Here is an 18,377-nt window from a genome sequence, read left to right as displayed (position 1 = left end):
GGGCACAGACTTTGGTACGGGCAGAGGCGCGTACGGGCGCAGGGGCGCCGTAGCGGCCGTACGGGCAGGGGCCGCCCCGACCCTCAGAGCCGTCGCGGCTGTACGGGCACGGGCCCGGCCCTCAGGCCGAAGCGTCCTCCCTGCGGACCGACAGCAGGTCCTCCAGCTGCTCCTCGCGCGCGGGCGCGGCCACGAAGAGGAGCTCGTCGCCGGCCTCCAGCGCGTCCTCCTGGCTCGGCGTGAGCACCCGGTTGCCGCGGATGATGGTGACCAGGGAGGTGTCCTCCGGCCAGTCCACGTCACCGACGCGGGTGCCGGCCAGCGCGGCCTCGGGCGGCAGCGTCAGCTCGACGAGGTTGGCGTCGCCCTGGCTGAAGCGCATCAGCCGCACCAGGTCGCCGACGCTCACGGCCTCCTCGACCAGCGCGGACATCAGCCGCGGGGTGGAGACGGCGACGTCGACGCCCCAGGACTCGTTGAACAGCCACTCGTTCTTCGGGTTGTTCACGCGCGCCACGACGCGCGGAACCCCGTACTCCGTCTTGGCGAGCAGCGAGACGACCAGGTTCACCTTGTCGTCGCCGGTCGCCGCGATCACCACATTGCAGCGCTGCAACGCCGCCTCGTCCAGCGAGGTGATCTCGCACGCGTCGGCCAGCAGCCACTCCGCCTGCGGCACCCGCTCCACCGAGATGGCGGTCGGCGTCTTGTCGATGAGCAGCACCTCGTGCCCGTTCTCCAGCAGCTCGCCCGCGATGGAGCGGCCCACCGCTCCGGCACCGGCAATAGCGACCCTCACAGCACCTCTCCGTTCGCTTGTGGGCGCGTCCGGCGCGGGCACGCGCCGGCGTTCTGCGGCCCGGCGGCCGCGTCGTGCACGCCGCTCACCGCTGGCCCTCCTCGGGGCCGTCGGAGAACGCCGCCTCGACCTGCCCGACCTCGTCGGTGCGCATCATCACGTGCACCAGGTCGCCCTCCTGGAGGACCGTCTGCGAGGTCGGCAGGATCGCCTCGCCCAGCCGGGTGATGAACGCGACGCGCACCCCGGTCTCCTCCTGGAGCCTGCTGACCTTGTGGCCCACCCATGCGTCGGAGGTGGGCACCTCCGCGAGCTGCACGCCGCCGCTGGGGTCCCGCCACAGCGGCTCCGCGCCGGACGGCAGCAGCCGGCGCAGCATCTGGTCGGCGGTCCACCGCACGGTGGCCACGGTCGGGATGCCCAGGCGCTGGTAGACCTCGGCGCGGCGCGGGTCGTAGATACGGGCCGCGACGTTCTCGACGGAGAACATCTCGCGCGCCACCCGGGCCGCGATGATGTTGGAGTTGTCGCCGCTGGAGACCGCGGCGAAGGCCCCGGCCTCCTCGATGCCCGCCTCGCGCAGGGTGTCCTGGTCGAAGCCGATGCCGGTCACCCGGCGCCCGCCGAAGCCGGCCCCCAGCCGCCGGAACGCCGTCGGGTCCTGGTCGACCACCGCGACGGTGTGCCCCTGCTGTTCAAGGGTCTGTGCGAGGGCGGAGCCCACGCGGCCGCAGCCCATGATGACGATGTGCATACGCCCTTACCTCGCACCTTCCCTGAGTGCTGTGATGTGGGCAGCCATCGTTCATCATCCTTCCGAGCCCCTGCCGGGGCCACCACGGGGCAGTGCCGGTCGGCCGTGCCGTTTCGGCGACCACGCTACCTGGGATCGCGGCCGCTGCCGCCATCCAAACGTTGTGACGAGACTCGGACGCACGGTCACGGGGGTGGTTAGGATGATCACCGCGTTCCGCTTGCGGGCGGGCGCCGGGACGCCGACCCGTCTCTCCACTCGCTCATGCCCCCTTTGCCCCTGAGGAATTGATGACTGATCACATACCGGCGGCGGTGATCTGGTGCCTGGCGGCCGCCCTGGCGGTGACTCTCGTCCTGCTGGTGCGCCAACGGCAGATCACCGCGGGCGCCCGAAAGCGCGCCGCTGCTCTGGAGAGCAGCCTGCGGGCGCGGGACGAGGAGATGCACCACCTGGCCACGGTCCGGATCCCCGCGATCGAGGACTCCGCGAACCAGCCGGTGCCCCCGCCCGGCCTGCTCGACCAGCGGCTCACCGGCACCGCGTACGCGCACAGCCTGCAGACCGTGATGGACCTCTTCCACCGGGCCGGGGACAAGGCCAACGCGCGCGCCGAACAGTCGGCCAAGGCGGCCCTGAAGGCGTCGATGCGCGCCCTCCAGGGGCTCGCCCACGAGCAGCAGCTGTCCATCTCCGACATGCAGGACCGGCACGACAACCCCGACGTGCTCAGCGACCTGCTGGAGATCGACCACGCCAACTCCCAGTTCGGCCGCCGCGCCCAGGCCATCGCCGTGCTCTGCGGCTCCTGGCCCGGCCGCCAGCGCGCCGCCTCCGCCATGACCGACGTGGTCCGCGGCGCGAAGTCCCGCATCCGCGACTACCGCCGCGTCCAGGTCCACAGTCAGGCCGACATCGCCGTCGTCAGCCGGGCCGTGGAGCCCGTCGTGCTGGCCGTCGCCGAGCTGCTCGACAACGCGGCCCGCCACTCGCAGCCCAACACCACCGTCGAGGTCAGCCTCCAGCCGGTGCACAACGGCGCCTGCATCGTCATCGACGACGCCGGCGTCGGCATGGACGGCCACGAGGTGCAGCAGGCCGCGGCCCTGCTCGGCGGCGAGCGCGTCGCGGACGTCTCCCGGCTCGGCGACCCGCCGCAGTTCGGCTTCGCCGCCATCGGCGTCCTCGCCGCCCGCTACGGCTTCAGCGTCTCCGTCGACACCCGGTCGCCCTACGGCGGCGTACGGGCGGTGCTCTTCCTGCCCAGCGCCCTGCTGACCCACCTCGACGCGGACGCGCCGGCCGCCGCCGCGCCCGCCCCGCCGCCCGCGCAGCAGCGCCCGCCCCGGCGCGCACCGGCCCCGGCGCCCGCGGCGGACGAGCTCCCGGACCCGTACGAGCGCCAGGCCCCGGCCCAGGCCCCGTACGCCTCCCACTCCGGGCCGCCCGGCGCGGTCCACGGAGCCACCGCGGGCGGCCTGCCCAAGCGGCGCCGCAGACAGGCCGCGCCCCCGCGGCCGGACGGACCCCAGCAGCCGGACGGGCCCGGCGCCGGATACGGCGAGGCCCCCGTCGCGGAACCCCCGCAGGAACGGACCGCGGAGGAGACCGCCCGCCGCATGGGCGCGTTCGCCCGCGGCACGAGGTTCGGCCGCAGCGCCGCCGACGCCACCGAAGACGAAGGGAACCCCCACGCGTGAACGACCACATGAACAACGAGCTGGGCTGGATGCTCGACGAGGTCGTGAAGATGCCGGAGGCCCGGCACGCGATCCTGCTCTCCGCCGACGGCATGCTCCGCGCCCACTCCCAGGGCATCGGGCGCGACGAGGCCGAGCGGCAGGCCGCCGGACTCTCCGGCCTCCAGTCGATCAGCCGCTCCACCGGCGAGTTCTGCTCGCACGAGGAGAGCCCCTGGCGGCAGACGCTCGTCGAGTTCGCGCACGGCTACGTCTTCCTGATCGCCGCCGGCCCCGGCGCGTACCTCGCGGTCTCCGCCACCGACGAGGTCGACATGGAGGCCGTCACCTACCGCATGCAGAAGCTGGTCGACCGGCTCGGCAAGGAACTCACCAGTCCGCCCCGGCAGGACGCCCCCTGGCTGGGTACCGGCAGCCCGGCATGACCCCGCCCCGGCGCGGCCCAGGACGCGACAAAGGGCTGGTGCGGCCGTACGTCGTCACGGACGGCCGCGCCTACCCGACCCGCAACACCTTCGACCTCGTCACGCTGGTCATGGCGCAGGGCGACCGGCCGCTCGGCGGCCTCAGCCCCGAGAAGCGCAGACTCATGGACCTCTGCCTCGGCGGCGCCCTGTCGGTCGCCGAGGTCTCCGGCCACCTGATGCTGCCCGTCAGCGTCGTCAAGGTGCTGCTCGGTGACCTCGTGGACAGCGGGCATATCACCACCAGGTCCCCCATCCCCTCGGCCCAACTGCCCGAGGCCCAGCTCCTTCAGGAGGTGCTCGATGGACTCCGCGCTCGCCTCTGACGGAGACGTCTATCTGCGGCAGAGCGTCCGCACCGCCGCGAAGCTCCTGGTCGTGGGGCACTTCGCGGTCGGCAAGACCACGTTCGTCGGCGCGCTCTCCGAGATCCGGCCGCTGCGCACCGAGGAGACGATGACCCAGGCCGGGGCGCACCTCGACGACCTCGCCGGCACCGAGTCCAAGACCACCACCACGGTCGCCATGGACTTCGGCCGCCTCACGCTCAGCGACAGCCTCGTCCTCTACCTCTTCGGCGCGCCCGGACAGAAGCGCTTCACCCGGCTCTGGCAGGACATGACCCGAGGCGCCCTCGGCGCGCTCGTCCTCGCCGACACCCGCCGCCTGGAGCAGTCCTTCGACGTCATGGGGCTGCTGGAGGAGCACGGCCTGCCCTACGCCGTGGCCGTCAACCACTTCGACGGCGCGCCCGCCTACCCGGAGGAGGAGATCCGCGAGGCCCTCGACCTGCTCCCCGAGACCCCCCTGATCACCTGCGACGCCCGGGACCGGATCTCCTCCACCCGCGCGCTCATATCCCTCGTCGAGTACTTGCAGACCCGTACCGCCCAGGAGTACGCGTGACCTACAGCCCCGACACCGGCGCCACCCCGCCGCCGGGCTGCCCCGCCCACGCCGGCGGCGGCCCGCTCCCCGGGCTCGCCCAGCCGGGACCCACCCCGATGTACGGGCCCGACTTCGCCGCCGACCCGACCGCGTTCTACGAGCGGCTGCGCCGGTACGGGCCGACCGCCCCCGTCGAGCTGTCGCCCGGCGTGCACGCCACCCTGGTCACCGACTACCGCGCCGCGCTCGAAGTGCTGCGCAGCCCCGAGAAGTTCGCCAAGGACGCCCGCCGCTGGCGCGCCCTCGCCGACGGCCGGGTCGGCCCCGACAACCCCGTCGTGCCGATGATGGGCTACCGGCCCAACTGCCTCTTCTCCGACGGCGAGGCCCACCGCCGGCTCCGCCAGGCCGTCACCGACAGCCTCGGCCGGGTCGACCCCACCGCCCTGCGCGGCTACGTCGAGCGCAGCTCCGACACGCTCATCGACCGGTTCTCCCCGTACGGCGAGGCCGACCTCCTCGGCTCGTACGCCAAGGTCCTGCCGCTGCTGGTCTTCAACCAGCTCTTCGGCTGCCCGCCCGCCATCGGCGAGCGGCTCGTCGGCGCCATGTCCGCGATCTTCGACGGGGTCGACGCCGAGCGCGCCAACGCCCAGGCCACCCAGAGCTTCATCGAGCTCATCGGCCTCAAGCGCGAGCAGCCCGGCGCGGACGTCACCTCCTGGCTGCTCGCCCACCCCGCGAACCTCAGCGACGAGGAAATGATCCACCAGCTCGTCGTGCTGATGGGCGCGGGCACCGAGCCCCAGCAGAACCTCATCGCCAACGGGCTGCGGCTGCTGCTCTCCGACGACCGGTTCGCGGGCGACCTCTCCGGCGGCGCCATGCCCGTCGAGGACGCCCTCGACGAGGTGCTCTGGCTCGACCCGCCGATGGCCAACTACGGCGTCCACTACCCCGTGCACGACCTCGACTTCGGCGGCGTCCGGCTGCGCGAGGGCGAGCCCGTCGTCATCAGCTACGCCGCCGCCAACAACGACCCGGGCCTCCTGTCCGACCAGCGCGGCGGCAACCGCGCCCACCTCGCGTGGAGCGCCGGCCCGCACACCTGCCCGGCCAAGGACTCCGCCCGGCTGATCGCCGCCGTCGCCGTCGAGAAGCTCCTCGACCGCATCCCCGACCTCGAACTCGCCGTCCCCGCCGACCGGCTCGTCTGGCGGCCCGGCCCCTTCCACCGCGCCCTCACCGCGCTCCCCGTGCGGTTTCCCCCGGTACCGGTGCCCATGCCCGCCCCGGTACGCGACCAGTTCGACGAGACACCTGGAGACAGCCGATGGAACGTCAGACCTGCCCAGTCGCAATCGACCCCGCCGGCCACGACATCCACGCCGAAGCCGCCCGAATCCGCGAGCAGGGGCCCGCGGCGCGTGTGGAGCTCCCTGACGGCGTGGTGGCGTGGGCAGTAAGCAGCCCGGCCCTGCTCAAGCAGCTCCTCACCGACCCGCGGATCTCCAAGGACCCCCGGCAGCACTGGCCCGCGTGGATCAACGGTGAGATATCCCCCGAGTGGCCGCTGTTCACCTGGGTCGCGGTGCAGAACATGTTCACCGCCTACGGCAGCGACCACCGGCGGCTGCGCAAGCTCGTCGCCAAGGCGTTCACCGCCCGCCGCACCGCGGCCCTGCGCCCCCGCATCGAGGAGATCGTCAGCGGTCTGCTCGACCGGCTCGCCGCGACCCCGCGCGGCGAGACCGTGGACCTCCGGGAGGGCTACGCCTACCCGATCCCCATCCAGGTCATCTGCGACCTGTTCGGCATCGAGGACGAGGCCACCCGCGAGGGCCTGCGCGAGTGCGTCGACTCCGTCTTCCACACCTCCGCCGACCCGGCCGAGGTCACCGCCACGTACACCCGGATCTACGAGATCCTCGGCGCCCTCGTGGCGGAGAAGCGCGAGCAGCCCGGCGACGACATGGCCAGCGTGCTGATCGCCGCACGCGACGAGGACGACGGCGCGGGCCTCAGCGAGCAGGAGCTCGTCGACACCCTGCTGCTGGTCATCAGCGCCGGCCACGAGACCACCGTCAACCTCCTCGACAACGCCATCCACCTGCTGCTCACCCACCCCGACCAGCTCGCCCTCATCCGCGAGTCCAAGGCCGGCTGGGGCGACGTGATCGAGGAGGCGCTGCGCGTCGAGGCGCCCGTCGCCAACCTGCCGCTGCGCTACGCCGTCGAGGACATCGAACTGGACGGCGGCATCACCCTCCACAAGGGCGACGCCATCGTCGCCGCCTACGCCGCGGCCGGCCGCGACCCGAAGCAGCACGGCGCGGACGCCGACCGCTTCGACCTCACCCGCGCCAACAAGGAGCACCTCGCCTTCGGCCACGGCGTCCACTTCTGCCTCGGCGCGCCGCTGGCCCGGCTGGAGGCCGAGATCGCGCTGCCCGCGCTCTTCGAGCGCTTCCCCGACCTCGCCCTCGCCTCCCCGCCGGAGGGGCTGCGGCCGGTGGAGTCGTTCATCTCCAACGGGCACCGCAGCCTGCCGGCGCGACTGCACGCGACGGTGGCTGTCTGAGTCGCGGTGCGCACGCGGGCCCGGCCGGCAGGACGGCTGGGCCCGCGGTGTGTTCCGGGGCGGGGCAGGCCCGTTCCGGGGCGGAGGGGCGGGCCCGTTCCGGGGCGTACGGGCGGGTGCGCGTCTGAGGCGTGGCGGCAGGGGCGGGTGTGCGTCCGGGACGTACGGGGCGCGCGAGAGCCCATGAGCGCCGCCCGAGCGACCCCCGGCCGACCCCCGACCGCCCTCGTGCTGCCACCGGAACCGATCCGGGCGGGACAGCCCATGGGTGGCGGGTGGGCGACCGTATTCGCCAGCGCTTACGATCCTCTGCGTGTCCAAACTGACCGACGTGCCGAAACGGATCCTCATCGGCCGAGCGCTGCGCAGCGACAAGCTGGGGGAGACACTCCTCCCCAAGCGCGTCGCGCTCCCCGTCTTCGCCTCCGACCCGCTGTCCTCCGTGGCGTACGCGCCGGGCGAAGTGCTCCTCGTGCTGTCCGTGGCGGGCGTGTCGGCCTACCACTTCAGCCCGTGGATCGCCGTCGCGGTCGTCGTGCTGATGTTCACGGTGGTCGCCTCGTACCGCCAGAACGTGCACGCCTACCCGAGCGGCGGCGGCGACTACGAGGTCGCCACCACCAACCTCGGCGCCAAGGCCGGACTCACCGTCGCCAGCGCCCTGCTCGTCGACTACGTGCTGACCGTCGCGGTCTCCATCGCCTCCGGCATCGAGAACCTCGGCTCCGCCATCCCCTTCGTCGCCGAGCACAAGACGCTCTGCGCGATCACCGTCATCGTGCTGCTCACGGTGATGAACCTGCGCGGCGTCAAGGAGTCCGGGAAGCTCTTCGCCATCCCCACCTACGTCTTCGTGGGCGGCGTCTTCCTGATGATCCTGTGGGGCGTCGTCCGCGGCCTCTTCCTCGGCGACACCATGAAGGCGCCCACCGCCGACTACACCATCCACGCCGAACACCAGGGCCTGGCCGGCTTCGCCCTGATCTTCCTGCTGCTGCGCGCCTTCTCCTCGGGCTGCGCGGCGCTCACGGGCGTCGAGGCCATCAGCAACGGCGTGCCCGCGTTCCGCAAGCCGAAGAGCAAGAACGCGGCGTCCACGCTGGCGCTGATGGGCGGACTCGCCGTCACCATGTTCTGCGGCATCATCGCGCTGGCCATGACCACCAAGGTGCGGATGGCGGAGCACCCGGCCACCGACCTGCTCAGCAACGGCAAGCCCGTCGGCTCCGGCTACACCCAGAACCCCGTCATCTCGCAGGTCGCCGAGGCGGTCTTCGGCCACGGCTCGCTGCTGTTCGTCATCCTGGCCGCCGCCACCGCGCTCGTCCTGTTCCTGGCCGCCAACACCGCGTACAACGGCTTCCCGCTGCTCGGCTCGATCCTCGCCCAGGACCGCTACCTGCCGCGCCAGCTGCACACGCGGGGCGACCGGCTCGCCTTCTCCAACGGCATCGTGCTGCTGGCCGGCGCCGCCGCCGTGCTCACGTACATCTACGGCGCCGACTCGACCCGGCTGATCCAGCTCTACATCGTCGGCGTCTTCGTGTCCTTCACCCTCAGCCAGATCGGCATGGTGCGGCACTGGAACCGCCATCTGCGCACCGAGGCCGACCCGGCCAAGCGCCGCCACATGGTCCGCTCCCGCGCGATCAACACCTTCGGCGCGTTCCTGACCGGCCTGGTCCTGGTCGTCGTGCTGCTGACGAAGTTCACGCACGGCGCGTGGGTCGCCCTGCTCGGAATGGTGATCTTCTACGCCACGATGACCGCGATCCGCAAGCACTACGACCGGGTCGCCGAGGAGATCGCGGTCGAGGACGACCCGGACGACGAGATGGTCCGCCCGTCCCGCGTGCACTCCATCGTCCTCGTGTCCAAGGTCCACAAGCCGACGCTGCGCGCCCTCGCGTACGCCAAGCTCATGCGCTCCGACTCGCTCGAAGCGCTGAGCATCAGCGTCGACGCCGCCGAGACCAAGGCGCTCCAGGAGGAGTGGTCGCGGCGCGGCATGGACGTACCGCTCAAGGTCCTCGACTCGCCCTACCGCGAGATCACCCGGCCGATCATCGACTACGTCAAGAGCCTGCGAAAGGAGAGCCCGCGCGACGCGGTCAGCGTCTACATCCCGGAGTACGTGGTCGGCCACTGGTACGAGCACCTGCTGCACAACCAGAGCGCGCTGCGCCTCAAGGGGCGGCTGCTCTTCACGCCCGGGGTGATGGTCACCTCGGTGCCCTGGCAGCTCGACTCCTCGGAGGCGGCGAAGAAGCGGGCGCGCAGGCGGGCGGAGTGGAACGCGCCGGGGTCCGTGCGCCGGGGCCCGGTGACGCAGCCGAAGCGGGAGAAGGCGGGGACGAAGAAGTAGGGGCGCGCCGGCACGTAGACTGGTGGGCTGCTGCGCAGCGCGTACGCCCCACCCACCTCGCCCCACCCCAGCTCAGGAGCAATTCGCCATGCCGCAAGAGACCGAAGCATCGCAGGTAGCCGAATCGCTGGTGGGCGAGGAGTACGAGGTCGAGGTGGGGCCGGTCGCGCACGGCGGGCACTGCGTCGCGCGTACGGCCGGGGGAAGGGTGCTGTTCGTACGGCACGCGCTGCCGGGGGAGCGGGTGAAGGCCCGGGTCACGGACGGCGAGGAGACGTCCCGCTTCCTGCGCGCGGACGCCGTGGAGATCCTCGACCCGTCGAAGGACCGGGTGGAGGCGCCGTGCCCGTTCTCCGGCCCGGGCAAGTGCGGCGGCTGCGACTGGCAGCACGCCAAGCCGGGCGCGCAGCGCCGCCTCAAGGGCGAGGTCATCGCCGAACAGCTGACGCGGCTCGCGGGCCTGACCCCCGAGGAGGCGGGCTGGGACGGCACGGTCATGCCGGCGGAGGGCGACAAGCTCCCGGCGGGCGAGGTCCCGGCGTGGCGCACCCGCGTGCAGTACGCGGTGGACGCCGAGGGCCGCGCGGGCCTGCGCAAGCACCGCTCGCACGAGGTCGAGATCATCGACCGCTGCCTCATCGCCGCGCCCGCCGTCACGGAACTCGGCATCGAGAAGCGCGAGTGGCCCCAGATCGCCTCGGTCGAGGCCATCGCGGCCACCGGCTCCGCCGACCGCCAGGTCATCCTCACCCCGAAGCCCGGCGGCCGCCTCCCCATCGTCGAACTGGACAAGCCCGTCTCGGTCCTGCGCGTAGGCGAACGCGACAAGGCCGTCCACCGCGTCCACGGCCGCCCCTTCGTACGCGAACGCGCCGACGACCGCACCTACCGCGTAGGCGAAGGCGGTTTCTGGCAGGTCCACCCCCAGGCCGCCGACACGCTGGTCAAGGCCGTCATGCAGGGCCTGATGCCGCGCAAGGGCGACATGGCCCTCGACCTCTACTGCGGCGTGGGCCTCTTCGCGGGCGCCCTCGCGGAGCGCATCGGCGACAAGGGCGCCGTCCTGGGCATCGAATCCGGCAAACGCGCCGTCGAAGACGCCCGCCACAACCTCCAGGACCTCGACCGCGTCCGCATCGAACACGGCAAGGTCGAACAGGTCCTCCCCCGCACGAAGATCGAAGAGGCCGACCTCATCGTCCTCGACCCCCCGCGCGCCGGCGCCGGCAAACAGACCGTCCAGCACCTCTCATCGCTGGGAGCCCGCCGTATCGCCTACGTCGCCTGCGACCCGGCGGCCCTGGCCCGGGACTTGGCCTACTTCGCTGAGGAGGGATACCGGCCGGTCACGCTGCGGGCTTTCGACCTCTTTCCGATGACGCACCATGTGGAGTGCGTGGCGATTCTGAAGCCTGTGGCGAAGGACGCCTGACCTGAGGGTTCTTGGGCTGCGCGTGATGTGCGGGGCGGGCGTTACGGGCGATGTCTCGGCGCTCATATGACGCTTGTCCTGATGGGGTGTCAGGTGTGTTGCGTCGCTGGTCAGCTGGCCTGATGGAGGAGTCCGCGGGGTAGGGGTGCCGGAGAGTTCGCCGGACCGCCGCCCCTCGAGACCGTCCAGGCCGAGCCGCCCGAACCACGGCCGGGCCTCGGCCAGCGCGCTCGCCCTGCGGGACTTGGCGAGCAGCAGCGGCAAGGCGACGTTCTCCTCGGCGGTCAGCTCGGGGACGAGCTGACCGAACTGGAAGACGAAACCGAAGCGGTCTCGGCGCGGCGCGCTGCGCTCGGGTTCGCGCCGGGTGTCGACGCGGCGGCCGTCGAACCAGATCTCGCCGGAGTCGGGTACGAGGATCCCGGCCAGGCAGTGCAGCAACGTGGACTTGCCGGAGCCGCTCGGGCCGGTGACGGCGAGGATCTCGCCGGCACGGGCGGAGAGGTTCGCGCCCCGGAGCGCGGGCGTCTGACCGAATGAGAGCACGGGGCGCTCCGTGCTTCCACGAGGAAGGAGTCGTCGTACGAACTCGTAAACACACCTCCGCTGTCAGGGCGGCGAGCCGTGCCACGGTCTGGTCCATCCATCGCAGATCGGCCTCCAGGTGGAACACGCCGTGGTCGGCGAGGAGCGAGTCGATCGCGATGCCGGTCCGGCGCAGTTCGGTCAGCTCCCGCATCCGCTCCATATGGGCAGCGCGCTGGATGTCGAGGTACACGCGAGGGTCGCGTTCGAGCAGCACCGCCAGTACGACCTTGGTGAACAGCACCGTCTGCAGGTGCGGTTCACCCGTGACCGGCTCGGTCAGCCAGCTCTCGACCTGCGTGACCCCCAGCTCGGTGATCACGTAGCGCTTGCGGTCCGGCCCCGACCCGGGCTCGGTCTCACCGGCCTCGATCTTTCCGTCACGGGCGAGGCGGCCCAGGGTCGAGTAGACCTGGCCGGCGGGCAGCGGTTTGCCCCGGCCGAAGTAGGCGTCGTAGTCGCGCTTGAGGTCGTAGCCGTGGCTCGACTCCCGTTCCAGGAGTCCGAGGAGTGCCAGAGGAACGGTCATACCTTGGTGTCTACACTCAGTATCTAGTCGCATCAACGGGCGAGTTGGCCCGAACCGGGCTGGGATCACGAGGAGACGGTGACGGTCGGCCGGCGAGGACGGGACGGCCCTGGGAGTACGTGACCGCAGGGCGGGCGGGCCGGTGCGATCGCCTTTGGGCCTGCGAGACTGCTGCACATGAGCACGGAGCAGCGCCGCGTACTCGTCATCGGCACCGGAGCGGGGGACCCGGACCACCTGATCCTCGGAGCGGTCAAGGCCATCCGCGGGGCCGATGTCTTCTTCATCGTCGGCGAGGGACCGGACAAGTCCGCGCTGACCGGCCTACGCCACCGCATGCTCCAGGAGCATGCGCAGGGCCCGTACCGCGTCGTGGAGATGGAGGACCCCAGCCGGGACCGGCGTCCCATGGACCGCTCGGACTACGCCTCGGCCGTCCAGGACCGGCGCGGGGAGCTCTTCGAGGCGCTGATGCGCGACGAGATGACGGCGGGGGAGACCGGCGCGTTCCTGGCGCTGGTGACCGCGTTGCGTCGTGAGGGAGTAGGCGCGGTCCGGCGAGGCCGGCCGTGGAAGGTGCCGCTGGAGGACCGGGACTTGCTCCCCACCGGCTTTACCCGGCTCAACCCACGACCCGACCGCCGCCCGGCAGCACGGGATCATCGACGACCTCGCCGCAGCGGGCCTCAAGTGCTGGGCGGACAAGGCGTATCAAGGAGCCGGCAGACCCGTCCGGGTCCCGTTTCGGGGCCGCCGCCTCAAGCAGTGGAAGCGCCGCCACAACACAACCCACGCCAAGATCCGTTGTCTTGGCGAGCAGGCCATGCTCGCCCTCAAGGGCTGGCGGCTCCTGCGGAAACTCCGCTGCAGCACCAACCGCATCACCAACATCGTGAAAGCCTTCCTCGTCCTGCACCACACGCCAGCATGAGGTTGGAAGAGGCTCATTGTCCTGCGGCTTCTCCTTCGTTCAGCCGGCCGCGGTGGGGTAAGCCTGGGTTGTTTGGTAACCGAAGCGGCGGGCTACCTCGGCGATGTGACCGGAGCTGAATTTTCGGTGCAGGCTGGGGGTGATCCAGCGATGCCATTCATTGGGCGTGCCGCTGCGCATGATGCGTGTTTTTGTCATGGGTTCGCTTTTCTTGTTGTCCGGGTGGTTCTCCTCGTGAGCTCGCATGTTCGCAAAGCTGCTGCGTTCCACGGCTCGTGCAAGGTCTTCCGTGCCTACTTGGATGCCGAGGTCGCCGAGGCCGTTCCGGAGCGCCGCTATCGGTTCCTGTTTCAGCTCCTCGAAGGTGGTCACGGTGCTCCGCCGGAAGTTTTCGCGAGCCTCGTCCCACGCGTCGTAGAAGGTTGCCCAGTCGGTCAGCCGGTCGGCTCCGGTGGGCCCAGGCTGATCCAGCCATTCCTCGAAGGTGCCCGCCCGTAGGTCCAATGGATCCTTGGCGAAGTTCGTGCGGAATTTATGCCAGGAGTAGAGGGAGTCACGTGGGTCTCGGGGCAGGATCCATGCCCCGAGTAGATTCCTGTGGGCCAGGAACTCTGGGGTCAGGTGGGTTTTGATGAAACGGGGCCAGCGCGTCTGAACTCCGTCCTTGTTGTCGGCGGTGGTGCGGTCTGTCGCAGCCAGCCTGGTGCGATAATCGGCGTAGGCCGCAACGGGCTGGCTGGTTCCGTCGGCGCTCAGGGCGTCGATATAGGGATCTGCGTAGTTGAGGCCCAGTTCCAGAAGTATGTTCCCGAGGAGCGATTGACCGGAGCCGCCGATGCTGGCGATCGCGATGTCCTGATCCCCGAGTTGAGTGATGTTGTCCTGGTAGAGGGCGTTGTAGCGGTCCTGGATTCCGTGCAGTAGGTAGTGGATCTTTTCGCCCATCACCGTCTCCTGTGTGGTTTCTCTGGAACGGACTTTCTAGTGTGTGTGGAGTTGTTCCCCGTTGCTGTGGCTGCCGACTGAGGCGGGTGTTGGGGGCGCTGCCTCGGATCACGGAAGCCGCCCAGCAGGGTGACGAGGACACCGCCGAGGACGGCGATGCCCGCGGCGATGAAGAAGGCGAGCTGGTAGCCGGCGGTGAGCGCCGGAGTCTGGTGCGGTGCCGGTGCGGCATCGGCACGGGCAGCGGCGACCGTGCCCAGCCCTGCGATGGCGAAGGCGCCGGCGACGTACTTCGCGGTCTCGAAAAGGCCGTAGCCGACTCCCTTGTCCCTTGCGGGCAGATCCTTTCCGGCCGCGACGTTGAATGAGACTGCTCCCACCACGGTGCCCAGTCCCAGGACGAGCAGGCTGGGCAGGATGTGCAGCGGGTAGCTGCTGCCCGGGCCGGCAAGCGCGAGGAGAGCCAGGCCCGCGGCGCTGGCGCACTGGGCGCCGGCGGCGACCAGTGTCCAGCGACAGCGGCGCAGCAGTCGGTTGGCCACGGACGAGCCGAGCAGGACCACCAGACCCAGGGGGCTGAAGGCCAACCCGGCGATGAGCGGGCTGTAGTTGAGGGACTGCTGGAGGAAGAGCAGGCCGATGAAGACGCTGCCCTGGTAGGCGAATTCGTTGGCGGGCATGGCGAGCGCCGCAGTGCGAAAGGACGGCTGGCGCAGGATGCCGAACCGGAGCAGCGGGGTTCGCGTTTTGCGTTCGTGGAGAAAGAACCCGGCAAGGGCCGCGGCGGACAGCACCAGTGGTCCCAGCGTGGCCGGGGTCAGGACGCCGTCGTGCTCAATGTTGGTGATGGCGTAGACCAGCAGCATGAGGCCAGCCATGGAAAGGGCGACGCCCGGTAAATCCAGACCTTTGGTATTCGTCGGCGGTGGTTGGGCGGGCAGGAGCTTGAACGCTGCCGCTGCCGCGAGGAGCGCGACGGGTGCAGAGAGGAGGAAGATGTACCGCCAGCCGAGTCCTTGCGTGACGACGCCGCCGATGACGGCGCCGGCGGCCGCACCCACTCCTCCGGCGACCGCCACAGCGGCGAAGAGGCGGTTGCGCTCGGCGGGCGACTCTCTGGCGCTGATGATCGCAAAGGAGGTGGGCACGGCGAGGGCGGCTCCGACTCCCTGCAGCATGCGCGCCGCCAGCAACAGCCACGGGGCCGGGGCCACTGCAGCCAGCAGCAGACCGGCGGCGAAGAGCCCGAGGCCACCGACGAGGACTGGTCGACGCCCATAACGGTCACTGCATCGGCCGCCCAGCAGCAGCATGCCGCCCAGCGGGATGGTGTAGGCCGTCATGACCCACTGCGTCCCTGCCTGGCCGAGTCCGAAGCCTTGTTGCACCGCGGGAAGCGCCACGGTTACCACCAACCCGTCGAAGACGACCAGGAAGTTCGTGGTGGTGAGCAGGGCTGTAAGCAGGCGTGCCTGGTGACGGGGCATCCGCGCCGCGATTCGAGAACCAGTCATGATCTTCCATCTGCCCGGTGAAGACAGCGCGTATCACCATCGGCGAGGGACGGGGTCGGCGAAGGAGGTCAGACGGCGGCCCGGCGCGCCGCCCAGGCGCGGGTGAGGTAGGTGGTCTTCACGGTTTCCGAATCTCCGATGCGCTCGCGCGCGTAGGCGAGGAAGCGTTCGAACTTCTCCTCACCGAGTTGCACCCGCACGTCGTTCACCGAGCGCCAGACCCCGATGTAGTGGTCGACGGTCTGCTGGACTTCGTGACGGCCCTCCAGGAGGAGCACATCGTCGAATTCAGGGCAGGCAGCGAGCCGGTCGGAGAGTTCGTCCATGAGGCCTTGCCGGGCGGAGGAGACCCTCTTCATGCCGGGCTGGAGCCTGCTCAGTTCCGCCTCAATGTCCGTCAGCAGCGGGCTCGCCTGGATGTATCGCGGGTTCCAGAGCGCGACGAACCACCCGCCGGGGCGCAGGACACGACAGAATTCCTGTGTGCCCTTCTCGAAGTCCACCCAATGAAACGAGGAGGCCATGGTCACGAGATTCGCAGAGGCGGACGGCAGTCCGGTGTCCTCGCCGCTTCCGGCATGCCACGTGATGTCGTGCTGCGCGGAGTCTCGGGCGCCCGTGGCGCGCATGGTGTTGTTGGGGTCGACGGCAGTCACCGACCGGAAGCCAGCCTCTGCGAGAGTACGGCTCCAAATCCCGGTGCCAGCTCCGACGTCGACGGCGTCGCAGTCGCCCGCCGATCCGCCTAGAAGGCCGATCAGGGCAGAAACGACTGATGGCGCGTAACCCTCTCGGTATTTGGCGTAGTCCTCTGCCAGGCTCGTGAAGTCACCGTGCTTGAGCGTTGCGGTCATGGGAGCTTCCTTTCTGCTCGGGACTGTGACCATGAGATCGCAGTATTAGCCGTCCATGCAGACCTCGAGAATGCGTGACGCCGCCGTTTCGGGGTCGATATCGGAGAAGTTGGCTATCTGCAGGTCAGGACTGACCGGAAACTCCGGCTTCACGCCGATCCCCACGATCTCTTCGTCATCCTTCTGTTCGTATATCCCCTTGCTGTCTCGCTTCTTCAACTCCTCCATCGGTACGTCCAGGAAAACCTCGATGTAGCGATTGATATTCTTTCGGTTCCATTCATGCACTTCGTGGTACAGGGATATGGTGGAGCAGATCACGAATTGGCCCTGACTCGCCAGCATATGGCTGAGGCGGGCGTAGGTGTAGGCCATTTTCTGCCTGCCTGCACGATCGAACGACCTCGTCTCCCCCAGCGCCTCGCGGACGATATTGCCGTCCAGGAGGACAGGATTCACCCCGCGTTCCTTTACGCAGCCGGACAGCGTTTGGGCCACGGTGGTCTTTCCGGACTCCGCAAGGCCGGTAATCCAGACCACGCCGCCCTCGCGAGCCAGGGGAGAGGTGAGAATTTTTGCTGCTGTCGTCATTCGGCGGCCACCCTTCGATGCGGCACTAGCTGAGCGGGGGCAGAGCCGTCGGGAGCACGCCTACGGCCGCGAAGCGCGCAGTAAAGGCGCGCCGCCGCCCCGCCAATTTGCGGCTGACTGTGAGTGCGTTAAATGTTCCGCGAACTAAGCATGAACATTACGAAGCACTGTCATCTTGCGTCAACGATGCCAGTTCGCAGGACGGAGGGGGTTTAGCTCGTTTTCCCGTTAATCACTCCGGCACGCCCCTCATGATCAGAGAGGGCCAGTTTTGAGTGGCGCGCAATGTGGCTATATCGTCTGATCTGGCTATTATCGGTGCAAAATGGAATAAAACGATCATTATGGCGCCGCCTGTAGATGGCCTTGCAGGTAGCGCGAGATGGATGTGAAGTGAGTCACATTGAAAGTGGAGAGGGATCACGCCAGCGTGCCTGCGCCGTGCTTCTCGAACCTGTCCGGCGCGGAGAGGGGGTGCCGGTAAGGGTGCTGTCGGTGCGCCACGAGGCGCTGTTGTTTCGGATGGAGGTGGAAGGCCCAAAGGCCACCATCGCTTCGCCGTCGTAGCGGCGAGGTGAAACTGGAGGCAGCCTGAGCCGGGGATCGCCGGGGAGGGTGAGAGCAGCCTCGGCAAAGTTCGACCCATCCGGCAGTGCCGGGCCGACCCGGCAACCTCAACACCCACCTGACAGCCGGCATGCGCCGCTACATCGCCGACCGCGATTGGCTCACCCTCTGTCAACTGCCCTCCTATGCACCCGACCTCAACCCGGTGGAAGGCATCTGGTCCATCCTGCGCCGCACCGCCCTGGCCAACCGCGCGTTCGCCGCCCCCGTCACCGCCGTCCGGCGCGGCTTGCGACAGGTCCAGTGCCGCAGCGACATCCTGAACGGCTGCCTCATCGGCACCGGACTTACCCCAGCCCCACCGTGACGACATCACGCATTCAAGGTCAGTAGTGAGGCAGTCCCGCTGAGCATGAGCCGGGAAGGCGTTGCGGCGGAGACGATTTCTGGGCGCCCGTTCGATCGACAAGGTGTCTCGTCGGATGAGTACGAGTACGGATGCCCGCCCCGGGCTCAAGCCTTTAGGGTCGCTCCATGTCCCAGACACCCATGCGTGCCGCAGTCGGCTTGTCCGGATGCGGCCGACTCTCCTCGGCAGCGTACTCAGGTTCTTCGCGGTCATCCCGGGCGCTCTCACCTTTGCTGCAGGAGAGAGGATCGCTGGTGCGGACGCCGGGCAGTGAATCGTCGGGATCGGGGTTTTGGGCTCAGGGCGCGCCGGGCTGGCTCCGCTCGCCTGGTGGGCGGAGCGTGATGGACGAGCGGAGTTGGGTCGTTTCACGGAGAACGCGCCCCCTTGCGCGCTCCTGATGATGCGGTTCTCCGGGGCCAGTGCTTGAACCATCACAGGTTCCCTGGCTGAGAACCCGTGACCACCA

The 18,377-nt window shown here is 69.7% G+C and carries 14 protein-coding genes and 5 pseudogenes; 11 read left to right on the top strand and 8 right to left on the bottom strand.

Going from position 1 to position 18,377, the window contains the following annotated elements:
• Positions 1-121: 121 nt before the first annotated feature.
• Both AB0I22_RS14280 and AB0I22_RS14275 read right to left on the bottom strand, forming a co-directional pair.
• Positions 122-799, bottom strand: a complete 678-nt coding sequence (locus AB0I22_RS14280) for a TrkA family potassium uptake protein (RefSeq protein WP_030884277.1) — start codon at positions 797-799, stop codon at positions 122-124.
• An 85-nt stretch (positions 800-884) separates the two neighbouring features.
• The gene (locus AB0I22_RS14275) at positions 885-1,553 is read right to left on the bottom strand and encodes a TrkA family potassium uptake protein (RefSeq protein ID WP_363131035.1); all 669 of its coding nucleotides are present in this window, start codon (positions 1,551-1,553) and stop codon (positions 885-887) included.
• Positions 1,554-1,843: 290 nt separating this feature from the next.
• On the opposite strand from AB0I22_RS14275, the gene AB0I22_RS14270 reads away from it, so the two are divergent.
• The 8 genes from AB0I22_RS14270 (at position 1,844) to AB0I22_RS14235 (ending at position 10,983) form a co-directional block, all read left to right on the top strand.
• Positions 1,844-3,253, top strand: coding sequence for an ATP-binding protein (locus tag AB0I22_RS14270; protein ID WP_363131034.1), 1,410 nt, complete (start codon positions 1,844-1,846; stop codon positions 3,251-3,253).
• Positions 3,250-3,678 carry a roadblock/LC7 domain-containing protein gene (locus AB0I22_RS14265; RefSeq protein WP_363131033.1) on the top strand — a complete coding sequence of 143 codons (429 nt, stop codon included), beginning with the start codon at positions 3,250-3,252 and terminating at the stop codon, positions 3,676-3,678. Before AB0I22_RS14270 ends, AB0I22_RS14265 begins: the two co-directional genes overlap by 4 nt.
• Positions 3,675-4,043, top strand: coding sequence for a DUF742 domain-containing protein (locus AB0I22_RS14260; protein ID WP_363131032.1), 369 nt, complete (start codon positions 3,675-3,677; stop codon positions 4,041-4,043). The genes AB0I22_RS14265 and AB0I22_RS14260 overlap by 4 nt, the downstream gene beginning before the upstream one ends.
• Positions 4,021-4,623 carry an ATP/GTP-binding protein gene (locus tag AB0I22_RS14255; RefSeq protein WP_363131031.1) on the top strand — a complete coding sequence of 201 codons (603 nt, stop codon included), beginning with the start codon at positions 4,021-4,023 and terminating at the stop codon, positions 4,621-4,623. The genes AB0I22_RS14260 and AB0I22_RS14255 overlap by 23 nt, the downstream gene beginning before the upstream one ends.
• 98 nt (positions 4,624-4,721) lie before the next feature.
• On the top strand, positions 4,722-6,071 hold the full coding sequence (locus tag AB0I22_RS14250; RefSeq protein WP_363131131.1) for a cytochrome P450: 1,350 nt from the start codon (positions 4,722-4,724) through the stop codon (positions 6,069-6,071).
• A complete protein-coding gene (locus AB0I22_RS14245) occupies positions 6,035-7,186 on the top strand; it encodes a cytochrome P450 (protein ID WP_363131030.1) in 1,152 nt (383 codons plus the stop codon). Before AB0I22_RS14250 ends, AB0I22_RS14245 begins: the two co-directional genes overlap by 37 nt.
• A 313-nt stretch (positions 7,187-7,499) precedes the next feature.
• On the top strand, positions 7,500-9,551 hold the full coding sequence (locus AB0I22_RS14240) for an APC family permease (RefSeq protein ID WP_363131029.1): 2,052 nt from the start codon (positions 7,500-7,502) through the stop codon (positions 9,549-9,551).
• Positions 9,552-9,639: 88 nt separating this feature from the next.
• Positions 9,640-10,983 (top strand): TRAM domain-containing protein, encoded by a 1,344-nt coding sequence (locus tag AB0I22_RS14235; RefSeq protein ID WP_363131028.1) that lies wholly within the window; start codon positions 9,640-9,642, stop codon positions 10,981-10,983.
• A 147-nt stretch (positions 10,984-11,130) separates the two neighbouring features.
• On the opposite strand, the pseudogene AB0I22_RS14230 reads toward AB0I22_RS14235, so the two are convergent.
• Together AB0I22_RS14230 and AB0I22_RS14225 are read right to left on the bottom strand one after the other, a co-directional pair.
• Positions 11,131-11,529: pseudogene (locus AB0I22_RS14230) on the bottom strand (ATP-binding cassette domain-containing protein); the annotation flags it as partial.
• Between the two features lie 73 nt (positions 11,530-11,602).
• Positions 11,603-12,097, bottom strand: a pseudogene (locus AB0I22_RS14225) (PadR family transcriptional regulator); the annotation flags it as partial.
• Positions 12,098-12,613: 516 nt separating this feature from the next.
• On the opposite strand from AB0I22_RS14225, the pseudogene AB0I22_RS14220 reads away from it, so the two are divergent.
• Both AB0I22_RS14220 and AB0I22_RS14215 read left to right on the top strand, forming a co-directional pair.
• Positions 12,614-12,700: pseudogene (locus AB0I22_RS14220) on the top strand (IS5/IS1182 family transposase); the annotation flags it as partial.
• A pseudogene (locus AB0I22_RS14215) lies at positions 12,699-13,028 on the top strand (transposase family protein); the annotation flags it as partial. The pseudogenes AB0I22_RS14220 and AB0I22_RS14215, both read left to right, overlap by 2 nt.
• A 39-nt stretch (positions 13,029-13,067) precedes the next feature.
• Here the strand turns inward: AB0I22_RS14215 and AB0I22_RS14210 are convergent.
• From AB0I22_RS14210 to AB0I22_RS14195, 4 genes are all read right to left on the bottom strand, one after another.
• A complete protein-coding gene (locus AB0I22_RS14210; protein WP_363131027.1) occupies positions 13,068-13,973 on the bottom strand; it encodes a sulfotransferase domain-containing protein in 906 nt (301 codons plus the stop codon).
• On the bottom strand, positions 13,973-15,487 hold the full coding sequence (locus tag AB0I22_RS14205) for an MFS transporter (RefSeq protein WP_363131026.1): 1,515 nt from the start codon (positions 15,485-15,487) through the stop codon (positions 13,973-13,975). The genes AB0I22_RS14210 and AB0I22_RS14205 overlap by 1 nt, the downstream gene beginning before the upstream one ends.
• A gap of 68 nt (positions 15,488-15,555) precedes the next feature.
• Positions 15,556-16,341 (bottom strand): class I SAM-dependent methyltransferase, encoded by a 786-nt coding sequence (locus AB0I22_RS14200; protein WP_363131025.1) that lies wholly within the window; start codon positions 16,339-16,341, stop codon positions 15,556-15,558.
• Positions 16,342-16,386: 45 nt separating this feature from the next.
• Positions 16,387-16,932 (bottom strand): adenylyl-sulfate kinase, encoded by a 546-nt coding sequence (locus AB0I22_RS14195; RefSeq protein ID WP_363131024.1) that lies wholly within the window; start codon positions 16,930-16,932, stop codon positions 16,387-16,389.
• 670 nt (positions 16,933-17,602) lie between these two features.
• Here AB0I22_RS14195 and AB0I22_RS14190 point away from each other — a divergent pair.
• Positions 17,603-17,866 (top strand): annotated as a pseudogene (locus AB0I22_RS14190) (transposase); the annotation flags it as partial.
• Positions 17,867-18,377: the final 511 nt, after the last annotated feature.

This window comes from Streptomyces sp. NPDC050610, assembly GCF_040654875.1.
Taxonomy (GTDB): domain Bacteria; phylum Actinomycetota; class Actinomycetes; order Streptomycetales; family Streptomycetaceae; genus Streptomyces.
Note: the sequence above shows the minus strand (reverse complement) of the source record. Positions and strands in the feature narration are given on the sequence as shown.